The organism is Acinetobacter entericus, from assembly GCF_026168575.1.
Taxonomy (GTDB): Bacteria; Pseudomonadota; Gammaproteobacteria; order Pseudomonadales; family Moraxellaceae; genus Acinetobacter; species Acinetobacter bouvetii.
Genome location: NZ_JAPEQW010000011.1, coordinates 22784 through 38109 on the forward strand (window position 1 = coordinate 22784; position 15326 = coordinate 38109).

The window sequence follows — 15326 nt, forward strand, 5'->3', positions numbered from 1 at the left end:
CTTCGGCTTCGGCTTCGGCTTCGGCTTCGGCTTCGGCTTCGCGCTTCGCATCATCGGTGCTAAGGCACGCATAGTGCTTTTGCATTTGAAGCATCCACGAATAGTTGTCTTCGAAATTTCCCCAGTCACTGATCAATGCCGTCCGATTGGCTGCGGGAATCAGCCAGATTTGCCAGCCTTTATTCAAGACATGCAAAAATGCCCAGCCCGATTGAGGCATTAAATACAGCTGTTTTTCCAGCAAAAGCTCATCGGTGAAATAGCCCCGGAAATCTGACGCAAAGGGTGTGCCTGCAGCAAAAGTTTGGGCTGCCGCGTGCGGCTCAATTTGAGCCTTATAAGAGAGGATCTGCTTTTGAAAAATAGGCTCGTCACAGAGCGAAAAAATATCTTTAATGCGCTTTTTTGCTTTGGCAATTTCATAAAAAGAAAGCGCCCGATGTTCTAAATCATTTGTTAATTGATGCAGTTCTTTAATGAGAAGCGCTTTTTCTAACGCATTCATTCAGTTGATTCCCCTAGAGAAATTTTTGAGCTTTTTCTAAATATTTTGCTAAAACGATATTGGCTGCCAATTCGATTAATTTATATTCTGCAGAATTTGGCTGCGGGTGTTTTTCTGCCATCTCAATCAAGTCATCAAGATTAATGGCTTGCGGTGAAACCTTTCCCTGTATAAGCGCCTGAAGGTTTTGCATAGGCAGACCTATGTATTTGACAAAAAGAATAATATTGAATTGATTATATGTATTTCAGGAAAAAAAGCATGAAAAAAAACGTCAAGTTTTGACGAATAGTCTGCAAAATTGACAAAAAAAGTGCATTTTAGTGAAAAAATAACCGTATTTTTAGAATCGGGTTTTGGATTTCCGCATGCTCACGGGCTTGCCTTGCTCGGGAAAAGGCCGAAAAGCGGGCGCTCTGTGCTGGCTTAGGAATATTGTTAAGTGAAATAAAAAAAGCAGACCCGTAGAATGCGGATCTGCTTTTTTTTGACAGAAAATCAGCTTGAATTTAAGCCGATTTTTCTGATGCTGCCTGATTTAACCCAGATGCTTCAGAAGCAGGCGCTTGAGTGCTAGGATTTGAAGCTTGAACAGGCGCTTCTTTTTTAACTGGAAAATCAGGCACATAAACAACTTGTGCAGAGACAGTAGCAGAAATGGCCATAACAGCAATAGCGAAGACTGATTTTAGTGCGTTCATGATTATTTCCTTTTCTAAAGTCCAGCGAAGCTGGACAGGAGATGCATTTAATGCTTTAAATTTCATTTAAAATAATAGCAAAACACATGCAATAGAAAATGATCAATTCGGCAACAGCAGATGAGTGGTTTGTTTTTTTTGTTTCTATAAAACAAATGTTTAGAGTAAATATTCTAAGTGGTCAGCCTTGCGCATGACCACTTGCTGCAGGTTTTTAATGCTTGAGCTTAAACAGGTTTCGAACATTTCTTTTGGTAAACTTTTCCAGCAATACCTCCGATCACAGCCCCGCTGAATGTGCCGAAAACGGGTAAAATGCTGCCGGCAACGGCGCCAATCAATATTCCTTTTACCGTGGGTGAAAACTTAGATGATTTCGCGCAGCTGCTTTTGCTGCAAGAGGTCTCTGCAGCAGTGTCCTGAGGCGCAGAGTCTGAAGCAGAGGATAGATTTTCTGTAGTCATATTGCTCTCGATAGCTGATAGGGTAGAGCCTTTAGATTATAGGGCTTTGAGGCTTTGCATTGTCTTGAGCATGTAAGATGGAGCAACGATTTGTAAGCTAAAAATAAAGAAAATATTAACTCTGTCTATTCCGTGAGATTTTGCTGTTCAAGTTTTAAAGTGTCTATTTCTGTTTATTTTTCAATCTATGATGAAGCCCCTCGATAAGAAAAATTGAGGTAGAGCGGTAATGGCCATTGCAAAAATTGTAGAAGTAAATTCCAGCAGTATCCAAAGTTTGGAGGATGCAATTCAAACAGGTATTGCCAAGGTAACCGGAACGGTAAAGAACGTGCAGGGCGCTTGGGTCAACGAACAGAAAGTGATGATCTCAGACAACAAAATTACGGAATACTGCGTCAATTTAAGATCAGCTTCTTGGCCGATTAACAGATTTATATAGATGCGGCGCTAAAAAATCCCCAGAGGAGGGGATTTTTTATTCACGCCGCGCTAATTATTTTTCTGGGGCTTCACAGCTTTCATCATTGCATACCGGGGTTGGGGCAAGCTCGGGAAGCTCAGCGGCTTTATCCATCACTTGTTTAAATACATCTTTGGGCTGAGCGCCTGCCAATGCAATACGCTGTTCAAAAACAAAGAAGGGTACACCGGTAATTTTTAATTGATCACGGGCAACTTCTTCATCATATTTTACGAAATCGGCAAATTCATCTGAGTCGAGCAAGTCATCAACTTCAACTGGATTTAAGCCAATGCGGGATGCAACATCTTCTAAGGTTTCACGCTCACCAATAGCTAAGCCTTGGGTCATATAGCTATAGAAAAAGGCTTCTTCCGCTTCCGAGCCTAAGCCTTTGCTTTGCGCCAAATGAATGATGCGGTGTGCATTCAATGTGTTGCCTGAATTGGCTTTTTGCCAGTTAAAATCAATGCCTTCAGCCTTGGCCATTTCTGCGATATTGCGCTGCATGTCTTCAACTTCTTCAATGCTGCGGCCGTATTTTTGAGCCAGACGTTCAGTATTGGAAATTTCCAGGCGAGCGGGCGCATCTGCATCAAGTTGATAGCTGTGCCAAAACACTTCAAGTTTTACACCGGATTCTTCGGCAGCGGCTTCAAGACGTTTTTTCGCAATATAACAAAATGGGCAAACCACATCTGACCAGATATCTACACGCATGGGAAATCTCTTTTCTATGTTCTGGGGAATTTATGGGGGCAAATCCTAAAATTTAAAGCCATGCATTGCAATCCATTTTTAACCATACTGCGGTAAATCACATCAATGTATTAGCCTTTAAAATAGCAGAAGAGGGGCTATATCTTTATTCATCCGGAATCAGGCGTTTGCCCAAACAAATCACGTCGATTTCTTCATTGCCCAATTGTTCATCAAAATTCTGTACATCGTTATTGTCTTGACGAATGAATCATTGAAGTTTTGGGCAGCCTCATGCTGTAAGCGCTTTTCCAATTACTGAATCAGAGCGGTGGCAATGCCGTTGCGCTGGAAATTTGGGTGTACAGCAAGTTGCCCCAGCCCCGGTGACCGTCATAGCCGCCCATGACACTTGCAATGAGCTGATCATCTTTGACGGCGAATAGAAAGAGCTGGTCTTGCTGGGCGAGCTTTCTGAAAATATCAATTTCAGGGTTATTCCATGGGCCGGTCAGATTGCAAAGTTTCCAAAGTGCAAGCACGTCATCTAAATCAGATTTGAGTCAGGGCGAAGAATAAGCATTGTTTTTTAAGCTTTTATTTTAATCACTATAGATTAGTCGGGCTTACAGGATTTAATCAGCAGTCTTCAAAAAAAGGCATAAAAAAAACGCCCAAAAGGGCGTTTTTTTTATTGCGCAGAATTAAGCAGATTTCGCTTCTTTTTGCTGCGCCAGCATGTGGCCAGTTTCTTCGAAGTTGACGTGCCAAGACAGCGCTTCACGAAGAATGTGCGGCGTTTGACCGCCTTTTTCACATGCGCGGTCAAAGTAATCATTCAATGCGTCACGGTACATTGGGTGAGCACAGTTGTTGATGACAGCGCGCGCGCGTTCACGTGGCGCTAAACCGCGCAGGTCAGCTAAGCCTTGTTCTGTTACAAGAATATCGACGTCATGCTCTGCGTGATCAATATGCGATGCAAATGGAACAACAGAAGAAATGTCGCCGCCTTTCGCAATTGATTTAGTGACGAAGATTGCAAGATGAGCATTACGCGCGAAGTCGCCTGAACCGCCGATGCCGTTCATCATTTTTGTACCGCAAACGTGCGTTGAGTTTACGTTGCCGTAAATGTCGAACTCAAGCGCAGTATTGATGCCGATAATGCCTAAGCGGCGAACCAGTTCAGGGTGGTTCGAAATTTCTTGCGGACGAAGCACCAATTTGTCTTTGTACTGTTCAAGGTTATTAAATACTTTTTCGCCGTATTTTGCAGAAAGCGTAATGGACGAACCTGAAGCAAATTTCATTTTGCCTGCATCAATCAATTCAAATGTGCAGTCTTGCAGCACTTCTGAATACATTACAAGATCTTCAAAGTTTGATTCTTTTAAGCCAGTCAAGACAGCGTTGGCAATTGAACCGATCCCTGCCTGCAGCGGGCCAAGGTCTTTCGGCAGGCGGCCTTCTTCAACTTCTTTTTCAAAGAAAGCGATCAGGTGGTTGGCAATACCTTGAGTCTCATCATCGGGTTCAGTCACTGTAGATGGAGAATCGTGGTATTCGCTGTTGAAGACAATGCCGACAATTTTAGACGGGTCGATATTGATTGCGCTTGTGCCAATGCGCTCATCCACTTGAGTCAATGGAATTGGCTGGCGGGTTGGGCGGTAAGACGGGATGTAGATATCGTGCAGGCCTTCAAAAGCCGGGCTTAAGTTGGTGTTGATTTCTACAATCACTTCTTTTGCAAAAATAGCAAAGCTTGCAGAGTTGCCGACAGAAGTCGTCGGGATGATGCCGCCGTCTTCTGTAATCGCAACAGCTTCAATTACGGCAACGTCCGGTTTTTTCAGCTGCAGGTTGCGCATTTGTTCAACTGTTTCAGACAAGTGCTGATCGATGAACATCACTTCGCCTTTGTTGATCGCTTTACGTAAAGTATTGTCGACTTGGAAAGGCAGGCGGCGTGCAAGAACACCGGCTTCAGTTAACTGCTTGTCGAGGTCATTGCCTAAAGACGCACCCGTGATCAATGTGATTTTCAATGGGTTTGCTTTTGCTTGTTTCACCAACGCTAAAGGCACCGCTTTTGCTTCACCTGCACGGGTGAATCCGCTCATACCTACCGTCATGCCATCTTTGATAAATGCAGCTGCTTGTTCAGCGCTGATAACTTTATCGTGAAGTGATGCTAAACGAATGCGATCTAAAGACATGTTTTACTCTCTGGGAAATCTTAAAACTGATACGGATTGTACCGATCAAAAAAGCTATTTTGCATACCTGTTAGGCTAAGGTCTAATTTTTTGAAGAAATGCGGGTATAAGATATTTTTATGATTTTTAAGATATTGTTTTAAAAAACAAAAACTAAGCTTGTTCAAGGATTGCACAAAACTGTTTGTTCGCTATTTGAGCGCTTGCTAGAAGCGCTCACTGAAAGTTTGCTTGATTTTTTCTAAGGGGCTGCTGCTTAAAACTTCATCAGCTTCGGTTTTTTTTAGCGGCAATGAAATCACCGCTTCTAAACCGCCTTGAGGGCGGTTATGAATTGAAAGCTGCCCTTCATGGATATCCACAATGCGCTTTACAATCGCCAGGCCTAAGCCGCTGCCTTGCACCGTTCGGGCATCATTGCCGCGGACAAAGGGCTGCATCAGGTCTGCAATCTGGTCATCCGGAATGCCTTCGCCATTGTCCGCCACACTGATCATCAGCTGCTCAGCTTCTACATATGCGGACAGCTCAATGGGTTCTGCACCGTAGCGTTTCGAGTTGTTGATTAAATTGCCAATCAGGCGTTTGAGAGACAGGCTGCGCGCTTGAATAATCGGCAGCTCTTGCGCTTCAAAGCGGATATCCAAGGGTTTGAATTGAATAATCAGTTCCTGCAGCAGCATATTGATATCGGTATCTTGCGGCTCTTCATCTGAGCCGTCACGCATATACGAAATAAACTGATTTAAAATCGCGTCCATATCCTCAACATCATAAATCAGGCCTTCTTTGAGGAAGTCATCATCCGGCATCATTTCTGCACTCAGGCGGATGCGGGTCAGCGGCGTGCGCAAATCATGCGAGATGCCCGCCAGCATGATGCGGCGGTCACGCTCGGCCTGATCCAGCGTATAAATCATATGATTAAAGGCTTGGTTCACCTCACGGATTTCCTGCGGGCCGTGATTGGTTTCCAAGTAGGGCGCTGTGCCGGTCTTGCTGTAGCTGTTGGCGGCATGCTGCAGGCGGGCTAAGGGCCGGTTGAGCTGACGCACTAAAGTTAAAATAATCACCGCGGCAATCAGCGGAATCCCCAGCAGCCAGCCAAAAATCAGCTCGGGGCTGTAATTGGCATAGGTCTTTAACGGCTCCCTCACCCAATTGCCATTCATTTCAGGCGTTTGAATCCAAATGCGCGGGTCGGGCTTAAATTGGAAATACACGGTGGCGTTGTCAATGCGCATTTCATTGGCGAGTTTTTTTTCAATTTGGTTGGTAAAAAACTCAGCAATGACTTTGTCTTTGACATTGGGAAATTCTTTGGGATCGGTAATGTATTCAATGCCAACGCGGTTTTTCATCCAGGTGTCGACATCCACTTCGGCATTGTTATGGAAAATGCGCAGATCAGGATTGTTGATAATTTCCAATTCGACCGCTAAATAGCGCGCATGCTGCTGAATTTCCGGCAAATACAGCGTGCGCCAAAAGAACCAGAGGGACATGAATAAGCTGAAAAAGACAATAAACAGAACCAGAACCGTGGTGCGCATGGCGGCGGATCGCGGTTTGACTTTGTCTAAGAAGCGTTCCCAAGAGGTGCGTTTTTTTTCTTGGTAGGCTGCGTAGTCGGTAAATTCTTGCGGGTCGATGGGTTCGAGTTTCACGAATTGATCCTGAATTGATGCATCATGATTTTCTGCTTTTTATTGTTCAGATGCCATTGCACAGCACGGCGGCGTCTTGCCATTAGAATTAATTTGATGGAATAACCTTCGGTTCGACCTACTTTTGTTTCGGCAAAAGTAGGCAAAACCATTTCACTCGCAAAACTCGTTCGCTTACAGTGATAAAAGTATATTTATCGCAGAAACAAAATTTATCGGATGCCTCCTATCTCGAACAGTTGCGAATGGGCTGTCACGTAATTCAAAGCTGGGAATTCATCTATGACTTAAAAAATTACTCAGCGCCATCTGGAACAAAGACATAACCCACGCCCCATACGGTTTGAATGTAGCGCGCGCGGGCAGGGTTTTCTTCCACTAAGCGGCGTAAGCGTGACACCTGAACATCAATTGAGCGCTCCATTGCGCCCCATTCACGTCCGCGGGCTAAATTCATCAGCTTGTCACGGGTTAAGGGTTCACGCGGGTGCTGAACCAGCGCTTTCAATACCGCAAACTCGCCAGTTGTTAAGGTGACCACCTGGCCTTCACGCGTCAATGTGCGTGTAGATAAATCTAAAGACCAAGGGCCGAAAGAGACCACTTCCATGTGCTGGCTTGGCGCGCCAGGCACTTCACGCACTTGGCGGCGCAGTACTGCGCGGATGCGCGCCAACAGTTCATTCGGGTTGAATGGTTTCGGCAGATAGTCATCCGCACCGGCCTCCAGCCCCGCAATGCGGTCAGAATCGCTGCCGCGCGCTGTCAGCATGATAATCGGCGTATCAATATTGGATTGGCGCAGGCGGCGGCAAATGCTCAAGCCGTCTTCAACGGGCAGCATAAAATCCAGCACGATCAGTGAGAACAGCTCCCGCTGCAAAAGCCGGTCCATCTGAGTAGCATCATGTGCGGTCTTCACCACAAAGCCTTTATCTTCTAAAAATCGCTGTAAAAGCGTACGCAGGCGCACATCATCATCGACTACGAGAATGCGTTCTACGCGGTCTGTATCGGCTTGTACGGCATCAGTCTTCTCGGCAGGTACCACTAAACTCATGATGTGCTCCTTATTCTTTATTGTCTTCGTAACAAAAGTTGGCATAACTTGAGTATACGACTCATGTGTATCTGTTGACTATGTTCTAAAGCAACAAATATTGCAGTTAAAATCAAGACATAGATACTAAATATATACATGGTTTGGCGGACAATTGACTTATATTTTTTGGGCTAAATTCATGTTTCATTAAAACTTTAAGTGAAAAATGTTAAATTGCAGTGAATTGGCAATAAAAACCGTAAGCAAATTAATAAAAACAATTGTGGATTTTATGGTCTTGGTCTTTATAATCATGGCTTTTAGAACTTATCCTTGTGGGATCACATACGATGACTGACTTAGTTCAGCAGTTGGCAACAGAAATTGCCGTACGTCCAAATCAAGTTGAAGCTGCCATTAAATTAATTGATGAAGGTGCCAGCGTTCCATTTATTGCGCGTTACCGTAAAGAGGTGACGCAAGGCTTAGACGATACGCAGTTACGCCAACTCGACACGCGCTTATCGTATTTGCGTGATTTATACGAACGCCGTGAAAAAGTTATTGAATCGCTGAAAGAACAAAATAAATTATCTGACGATTTGCTTGCCCGTGTGAACGGTGCAGAAACTAAAAACGCATTAGAAGAAATTTACGCGCCATACCGTCCAAAACGCACCAGCAAATCATTTAAAGCTAAGGAAGCTGGCTTAGGCCCAATTGCTGAGAAAATTTTTGCAGAAGCGGTAGATCCTGCCGAAGCATTGGCGGGCTTCAGCCATGAAGACTATCCAGATGCAGAAAGCCAGCTGGATGCCATTCAGCATATTCTGATTGATGACTGGGCGCAAAATATCGCATTGACAGCAGAGCTGAAAGACACCTTTGCTAAAACTGCGGCGTTGAAAAGCTCAGTGGCTTCTGATGAGAAAAAGGAAGTGGGCAAAAAGTTCCGCGACTATTTCGATTTTTCAGAAAACCTGAACAAAGTGCCGTCACACCGTTTGCTGGCGATGCTGCGCGGCCGTCAGGAAAACGTGCTGGGCTTGAAAGTGGATGGCGAAGACCATGCGCCATTGGCCCGCATTGAAACTGAATACAGCCTGGATGCAGTGCAGCCGCAAAGCCGTCAAGACTACTTGAAGCAAACAGCAAAATTGTTCTGGTTAGGCAAAATCCGCCCTGCCATTGAACACTCATTGCTCACGGAAAAGCGTTTGGCTGCCGAAGCTGAAGCAATGCATGTATTTGCAGAAAACTTACGCCATTTATTGCTGTCTGCGCCTGCAGGCGCACGCTGCACATTGGGTGTAGATCCCGGCATCCGTACCGGTGTGAAATTGGCGGTCGTGAACCAGTCAGGCGATGTGGTTGCGCACAGCACAGTTTATCCATTTGCGCCAAAAGAAGATAAAGCTGGCTCAATTGCAGAGCTTGCGCGCCTTTGCCGTGAATTCAATGTCGACTTAATTGCCATTGGCAATGGCACAGCGAGCCGTGAAACTGAAGCTGTGGTTGCAGAAATGATGGCGGCCAACAGTGACTTGAAATTGACCCGCGTGTCTGTGTCTGAAGCAGGCGCATCGGTGTATTCAGCGTCTGAATTGGCATCGAACGAATTGCCTGATCTGGATGTTTCAATCCGCGGCGCCGTGTCAATTGCGCGCCGCCTGCAAGATCCATTAGCGGAACTTGTGAAGATTGATCCAAAATCAATTGGTGTGGGCCAGTACCAGCATGATGTGAATCAAACCGGTTTGGCGAATACGCTGGACGCTGTGGTTGAAGACTGTGTGAATGCTGTGGGTGTAGATGTGAACACCGCATCTGCCGCAATTTTGGGCTATATTGCGGGTCTGAATAAATCCATTGCGCAGCAAATTGTCGATTTCCGTAAAGAAAACGGCCGTTTTGACAACCGTCAAGCGTTGAAAAATGTGCCGCGTTTAGGCGAGCGTACTTTTGAGCAAGCAGCGGGCTTCCTGCGCATTCAAGACGGTTCTGAACCATTGGATGCATCTGCCGTTCACCCTGAATCTTACGGTTTGGTGAATAAGATTGCTGAAGCGAAAGCGACGACGGTCAAAGACATCATTGGCAACAGCGAAATCATCCGCCAAGTCAAAACGGAAGATTTCGCCGATGAACAATTCGGTTTGCCAACGATTCAAGATGTGTTGTCTGAGCTGGAAAAACCGGGCCGTGACCCGCGTCCAGAATTCCGCACAGCGAAGTTCCGTGAAGACATCACCGAAGTATCGCAGCTCACAGAAGGCTTGCAGCTGGAAGGCGTGATCACCAATGTGACCAATTTCGGCGCATTTGTGGATGTTGGCGTACATCAAGATGGCTTAGTGCATATTTCTGAATTGGCGAATGAATTTGTGTCTGATCCGCATAAAGTGGTGAAACCGGGCCAAATTGTGCAAGTGCGTGTATTAACGGTGGATGCGGAGCGCAACCGTGTGAACTTATCGATGCGTCCTGAAGGTTCAGAAGCGCCTGCTAAAGCGCCACGTCAGCCGCGCCGTGAGCACAGCAATGAGCAGCGCGGTGAACGTAAACCTCAAGGCAAACGTCCGCAAAATGCACGCCCTCAAGGTGATCGTCCGCAAAATAACCATAAGAAGCCGCAGGCCGCTAAACCGCAAGAAAATAAAATTGGCGGTTTAGGCGCATTGTTGCTTCAAGCCGGGATTAAAGGTTCGAAGTAACCTTTAATGTGTAAGTAAAAAAACCTACCATTTGGGAGGTTTTTTTATGCCTGTCTTTGCGGTATCAAGCATGCAGCATTGGCACAATCCAGCTGACTAAAATCAGCATAATGCCCAAATGGCCTAATTTACGGGTCACATACACCAATTTAGACGGCGGCTGCTCCAGCTGTTTTGCGTAATCTTCAAAACTGATGCCGTCCTGTTTTTTGCTGCTGAATAAGAACGTCGCTAAATCAATACAGATTAAAATGGTGCCGACGTCAGCTACAACTTCCATTAAATCGTAATGCGGCGTGCTTAGAGCAATAGCAACCTGGTAGCATAGGAACAGCGCAAAAGCGATGCAGGCAAACTGCAAGACAAGGAGAAAAATCCGCATAAGCATCTTAAAAATTTAAAAAGTGGCTTGATTATACAAGCCAATTGCGCCTGCTGCATTAATCCTTACAAAGGCTGTATAAACTGCGGGAAATTCTGCTTTTCCACCATCTCTAAAAATTCATCGCCTAAGCGCTGGCTTTCAGCGACAGACTGCTTCCACATCTGAATTCGCTGTTTCGCATCTAGGCCTTTGAGAACAAAGTCCTTGCGGTCAGGCAAGCGCCCTAAGGGCAATGATTGCAGATAATCTTGTGATGGAGAGATCAACACCGTGCGCGCTTGGTTTTCGGGATTGCTTGTCCGCGATTTAAACATTTTATCAAACCAGCCGGGAATGATGCTGTCGCTAAAATGCGGGTATAAAACAATTCCTTGGCTTTCAAAGGGCAGATCAATATGGTAGTCGATCAATCCGCCGTCCCGGTAGGCGCCTTGCGGCGCATCCGCGATATTTTTAACAGCAGGCGTTACGCCTGGAATTGAGCCGGACGCCATCAGCCAATCGGCGACATTGTGCTGATTAAAATTTAAATAATGGGTTTTAAACGCATCCGGCTGAATTTTAAATTGCGGAAAATGTTCAGGCTGGCAAATCACCCGCTGCATAAATTTATTCAGATGATTTCGAGACAGCGCATTGCTGCCGATAATCCCCAAAAGCGAGCTGTAAAGGGCTAAGCGCTGATCGCTTTGGAACAGATGTTCGGCTTTGGCGGCAATAATGGTGAGATGATAATCTGGGTGTTCAACCAATTGCTGTGTTTGACTGCCCAAAATGCCTGAGAGCATCTCTCTGGAAATTTTTTCAATTTCCGCAATTTTCATTTTTTTATGAAAAGGCAAATGAATGTATAAATCCGCTAATTGCTCAGGCCCAATTTTTTCTCCTTGCGCGACAATGCCGGCAAATCGCCAGGCGCCTACAGATGAACCGATTAAGAAGCGTCTTTGTTTGGACTGAGGGAGAAATTCTCCAAAAATTGCTAAATCCAGACCGGTGAGTCCAATGCCTTTAGGGCCGCCTGCAGCGCCAGGAATGATATCCACTTGGCTGGCCTGCAAGCCTGCTTGCTCAATCAGCTGCCGTGCTGTGGCGCCGGCACGGATGGTTAGGGCGGGAGGCCGTTTCTGCAGAATCTGGGTCATTGTTTTTACGCTGCTATACACTTGTGCATAAAGTTTAGAATAGAACAAATGTACAGCAATGGCGAGATGACTCAGTCAATGACTGCTGAGTCATTTAGATGCGTGATTTAAGAAGGCCGCTGCGCAAATTTGGCTGCACGTGAATCAAATTCGTTTAGAAGCTATGGAGCGTTAATCCGATTGAGGCAAGCCCATAGCGTTTGTCCAAGCGGGATGCGGTTACGCCATTGTATAAAAATGGAATTTGCCCAATAAAATTATGCTGGTAAAGCTCACCTTGCAAAAAAGCGCTGAGGTGCGGAGTGAATGCATAATTCAGCTTGAGCCCTAAGCTTTGATTGTAATTAATTGCCTTGCTGCCAAAATTTGAAACACGGTCATCAATATCTTTACGCCAAAGCTGTTGATATTGATAAGCGAGCTGGCTTTCAAAGTTTTGGTATTTCCAGTTCCACGAAGCGCCGATGCTGGCAAAATAAGCGTCGTAATTCAGGTCTTGCTGCATATCAAGTCCGAATTCACTAGCGTTGCCGCTGATTTTTAAGTCAGTAACCGTTATATTGCCTGTTTTGCAGGGCTGAGCGAGATTTCCTGAATATTGATTGCTGCCGTCAATATTCACATTCATTAAACAGCCTTGCTGTGTCGCTTGAATTTGCAGCTTATTCACTTCTACTTTGCTATAGCCAAGGCTAACGAAAGCATTCAGTTGATTCATGTGGTCCAGCTTTCGTGAAAACAGAGCGTCTAGCTGTACTTGAAAATCTTCAGGATCTTCAACATTCACTTCATTAAATGTGCGCTGATTTACGCGCGTAGGACTGGTTTTGCTGAGCGTATCTGCACGGTTTGACCAAATGCTTCCGCGAAGTGTGAATGCATCTGAGGTTTTTAAAGCTAAATCGGGGGTATAGCGCACACCCAATAATGCGCTCTGAATTTTATTGCTATCATCGCTGAATTCGATTTTCCGGTGCCAGTATGTTCCTTCTATTGCCCAATTCGGATTAAAATCATATTGGGCGCCCAGATTGAAACCCTGATAATCCCCCATGGATTTATCTGACACACCTTCACTTTCACGGATATCAAATACATCTAGGGTATCGTTAACGGCATCAGCTGAAAATTTGAGTTGAAGCTTAGAGCTGGATGGATTAATTAAATCTTTGGCTTGAAGAAATAAATCGCTTGGCGCCGCTATGGACTGCAAAGAGATAAAACAGCCGCTACAAAATAATGCAAGTTTGCTACGCATGTGAGGCATCACTAAAAAATTAAGCAAAAAAACAAAAAAGCCAGTCCGAAAACTGGCTTAGAGGCAATAATTAGTTCAGTTTGAAATATGCAGTCAGCGTACTCGCAAGATAGTTGTCACCGCCAAAATCTACAGCGCCAGTTGCAAGGCCTAAGTTGGCATCAATCACATAAGTGATAGGCAGAACAAAAGCCGATACTTGTACAGTGTCATTGGCTTTAAGCTTGCCTACATATGATTTGTAGTATTTCTCTAGCTTTTCATTGCTGTTAATTAAATTCTGTAATGAAACTGTGCCATTTGCAGATGTGATGTTTACAGGATTGTCTAGAGTAAATGAAGTTTTATCAATAACCAGTGACGTAATGATACTAATCTTAGCGCCCGCTGGAATAGAGGCGCTTTTAATTGAGCCATCTGCATTGAAATTTAACGTGACATTATTTACAGTGACATTTAAGTCTTCTGTTTGCGTTCCACTTTGGCCCTTTAATTTAAAGGCTAATTTTACAGTATCGCTTAATTCTTTTTGCGTATTATTTAATTTGAAATCTACACTGAGAACAGTATTAAGCGCACCTGAATCAATGTTTAGCGGCGATGCGCTGCTTGAGTTCTTGAGATCAGCTAATGAATAGTGAGCAAGGCTGAATTCTGAATACACTGGAGTTTTTAGATTGTCTACAATGGAATCTTTAATACCGTCTTGGTTGCTTGTAATCGCATCTTGCAGGCTTTCAGCTGTTGTTGTGCCAGATGCCACAATGTTATTTAGCGCATTTGTAATTATGGTGATGCTGGTATTAATTTGAGTCATAACAGACTGATCAATCGTTACTGCCGGATCATTAATGTATGTGCCTGCATCAGTGACTGCTTGGGTTAGGACTGCATTAAGCGCAGCATTGTCAATAATTAAACTATTTGTCGTAAACAGGGGTGCTGTTTGGAGCTGATTTAGAATAGCGCCAAATGCGATTTCAGCGGCCTTATCTTGATTAATCGGGTTTGTGCCGTCACCCTTGCTTACAGCTTGTAAGCTGTCTTCAATTTGGGTTGCCAGCTGCTGTACGGCAAAAATAATGGCCATGTCTTGCGCGGATGCATCTTTTGCTGGGTCAAACTGAGATAAATCAAAGTTAGCGGCTTGAAGTTTCGTAATTGTGCTGCTGCTCAGGCCCAGTTTTTCTAAAAGAGGCTTAATATCGGCATTATTGGCTGCGCCTAAATACGACTGCAATGTGGTGAGCGGTGTGATAACAGCAGTATTGCTATTAATTGCCTGCAAATTGGTTTTCTTTAATTTTAATGTTCCTGTAAAAGGAAGGCCTGTTGCAATATCTGTACCGCCTGTAACCGTGATTGCAGAGTTCTGGCAATTTTCTGTAGTATTGAACTTGAAGTTCCCCGCGGCGTCAGTTTTTACAAAAACAGGATTGCCTGCAGAGTCCTTACAGTCATCCAGCTGAACTGTTGCATTTGCTAAATAAAAGTCAACAGCCGTTCCAGAGATCGGTTTAGATGTAAATGGCGCTGCAGCAGAGCCTGAATCACCGCCGCCGCCGCCGCATGCCGTCAGCAAAGCCATAATTGAAGTGACAAGCAGAGTTTGTTTAACCGATTTATTAAATAACATGTGTTTCCCCGAAAAAATTAATCGTGATTTTTGATCTCTTATAACAAATTAAAGATTTAAAAAATATTAAGGTTTACTTTTCTATTAATATTGAGTTTGTTTTTTTATTTATTTTTTTGTTCATGGAATATTTTTTTATTACTTGGTAAAAATATTTAATTGTATTTAATACTGTTAGTGCTAATTTTATTATTTATTAAAATAATATTTTTATGTGAAAAGTGTATTAAATTTAGATTTTTAAAAAGCCGAAAAAATACCGAGAAATAGGGATATTATTTTTTTATTAATTATGGTCTGGACTGTAATATAAATCAAATAAATTTTTATTTAAAGTTAAATTATTTTTCGTCATCATGTATATTTTATAGGGTTCCGGTGCGCTTATGCGATATTTAAAATTTCCGCCTTTTGAATAAATAAAG

12 protein-coding genes and 3 pseudogenes are annotated in these 15326 nt (G+C 44.1%); 2 read left to right on the forward strand and 13 right to left on the reverse strand.

The genetic code is table 11. The features are described from left to right. The 4 genes and pseudogenes from OKC24_RS10135 to OKC24_RS10150 all read right to left on the reverse strand — a co-directional run. Nucleotides 1–505: pseudogene (locus OKC24_RS10135) on the reverse strand (hypothetical protein); the annotation flags it as partial. Between the two features lie 13 nt (nt 506–518). Then, nucleotides 519–698 (reverse strand): hypothetical protein, encoded by a 180-nt coding sequence (locus OKC24_RS10140; RefSeq protein ID WP_130143839.1) that lies wholly within the window; start codon nt 696–698, stop codon nt 519–521. 316 nt (nt 699–1014) lie between these two features. Next, nucleotides 1015–1272 carry a hypothetical protein gene (locus OKC24_RS10145; protein ID WP_228257533.1) on the reverse strand — a complete coding sequence of 86 codons (258 nt, stop codon included), beginning with the start codon at nt 1270–1272 and terminating at the stop codon, nt 1015–1017. 161 nt (nt 1273–1433) lie between these two features. After that, on the reverse strand, nt 1434–1670 hold the full coding sequence (locus OKC24_RS10150) for a hypothetical protein (RefSeq protein WP_130143838.1): 237 nt from the start codon (nt 1668–1670) through the stop codon (nt 1434–1436). Between the two features lie 229 nt (nt 1671–1899). Between OKC24_RS10150 and OKC24_RS10155 the strand changes: the two are divergent. Continuing rightward, nucleotides 1900–2099 (forward strand): annotated as a pseudogene (locus tag OKC24_RS10155) (dodecin family protein). A 67-nt stretch (nt 2100–2166) separates the two neighbouring features. Here OKC24_RS10155 and OKC24_RS10160 read toward each other — a convergent pair. From OKC24_RS10160 to ompR, 5 genes and pseudogenes are all read right to left on the reverse strand, one after another. Continuing rightward, nucleotides 2167–2853, reverse strand: coding sequence for a DsbA family oxidoreductase (locus tag OKC24_RS10160; RefSeq protein ID WP_130143836.1), 687 nt, complete (start codon nt 2851–2853; stop codon nt 2167–2169). Between the two features lie 145 nt (nt 2854–2998). Next, nucleotides 2999–3374 (reverse strand): annotated as a pseudogene (locus OKC24_RS10165) (GNAT family acetyltransferase). 162 nt (nt 3375–3536) lie between these two features. Continuing rightward, the gene (gene scpC / locus OKC24_RS10170) at nt 3537–5054 is read right to left on the reverse strand and encodes a succinyl-CoA:acetate CoA-transferase ScpC (protein ID WP_130143835.1); all 1518 of its coding nucleotides are present in this window, start codon (nt 5052–5054) and stop codon (nt 3537–3539) included. Between the two features lie 206 nt (nt 5055–5260). Then, nucleotides 5261–6721 (reverse strand): ATP-binding protein, encoded by a 1461-nt coding sequence (locus OKC24_RS10175; RefSeq protein WP_005007024.1) that lies wholly within the window; start codon nt 6719–6721, stop codon nt 5261–5263. Nucleotides 6722–7016: 295 nt separating this feature from the next. After that, nucleotides 7017–7781 (reverse strand): osmolarity response regulator transcription factor OmpR, encoded by a 765-nt coding sequence (gene ompR / locus OKC24_RS10180; protein ID WP_005007026.1) that lies wholly within the window; start codon nt 7779–7781, stop codon nt 7017–7019. A 332-nt stretch (nt 7782–8113) separates the two neighbouring features. Between ompR and OKC24_RS10185 the strand changes: the two genes are divergently transcribed. Beyond that, nucleotides 8114–10477 (forward strand): Tex family protein, encoded by a 2364-nt coding sequence (locus tag OKC24_RS10185; RefSeq protein ID WP_130143834.1) that lies wholly within the window; start codon nt 8114–8116, stop codon nt 10475–10477. A gap of 64 nt (nt 10478–10541) precedes the next feature. On the opposite strand, the gene OKC24_RS10190 is transcribed toward OKC24_RS10185, so the two are convergent. The 4 genes from OKC24_RS10190 to OKC24_RS10205 form a co-directional block, all read right to left on the reverse strand. Further along, nucleotides 10542–10859 (reverse strand): hypothetical protein, encoded by a 318-nt coding sequence (locus OKC24_RS10190; RefSeq protein WP_130143833.1) that lies wholly within the window; start codon nt 10857–10859, stop codon nt 10542–10544. 65 nt (nt 10860–10924) lie between these two features. Then, nucleotides 10925–12007 carry a patatin-like phospholipase domain-containing protein gene (locus tag OKC24_RS10195; protein WP_131276252.1) on the reverse strand — a complete coding sequence of 361 codons (1083 nt, stop codon included), beginning with the start codon at nt 12005–12007 and terminating at the stop codon, nt 10925–10927. A gap of 154 nt (nt 12008–12161) precedes the next feature. Further along, nucleotides 12162–13265 carry a hypothetical protein gene (locus tag OKC24_RS10200; RefSeq protein WP_130143831.1) on the reverse strand — a complete coding sequence of 368 codons (1104 nt, stop codon included), beginning with the start codon at nt 13263–13265 and terminating at the stop codon, nt 12162–12164. A gap of 70 nt (nt 13266–13335) precedes the next feature. Further along, nucleotides 13336–14901, reverse strand: a complete 1566-nt coding sequence (locus tag OKC24_RS10205; protein WP_265465028.1) for a hypothetical protein — start codon at nt 14899–14901, stop codon at nt 13336–13338. Nucleotides 14902–15326 lie beyond the last annotated feature (425 nt).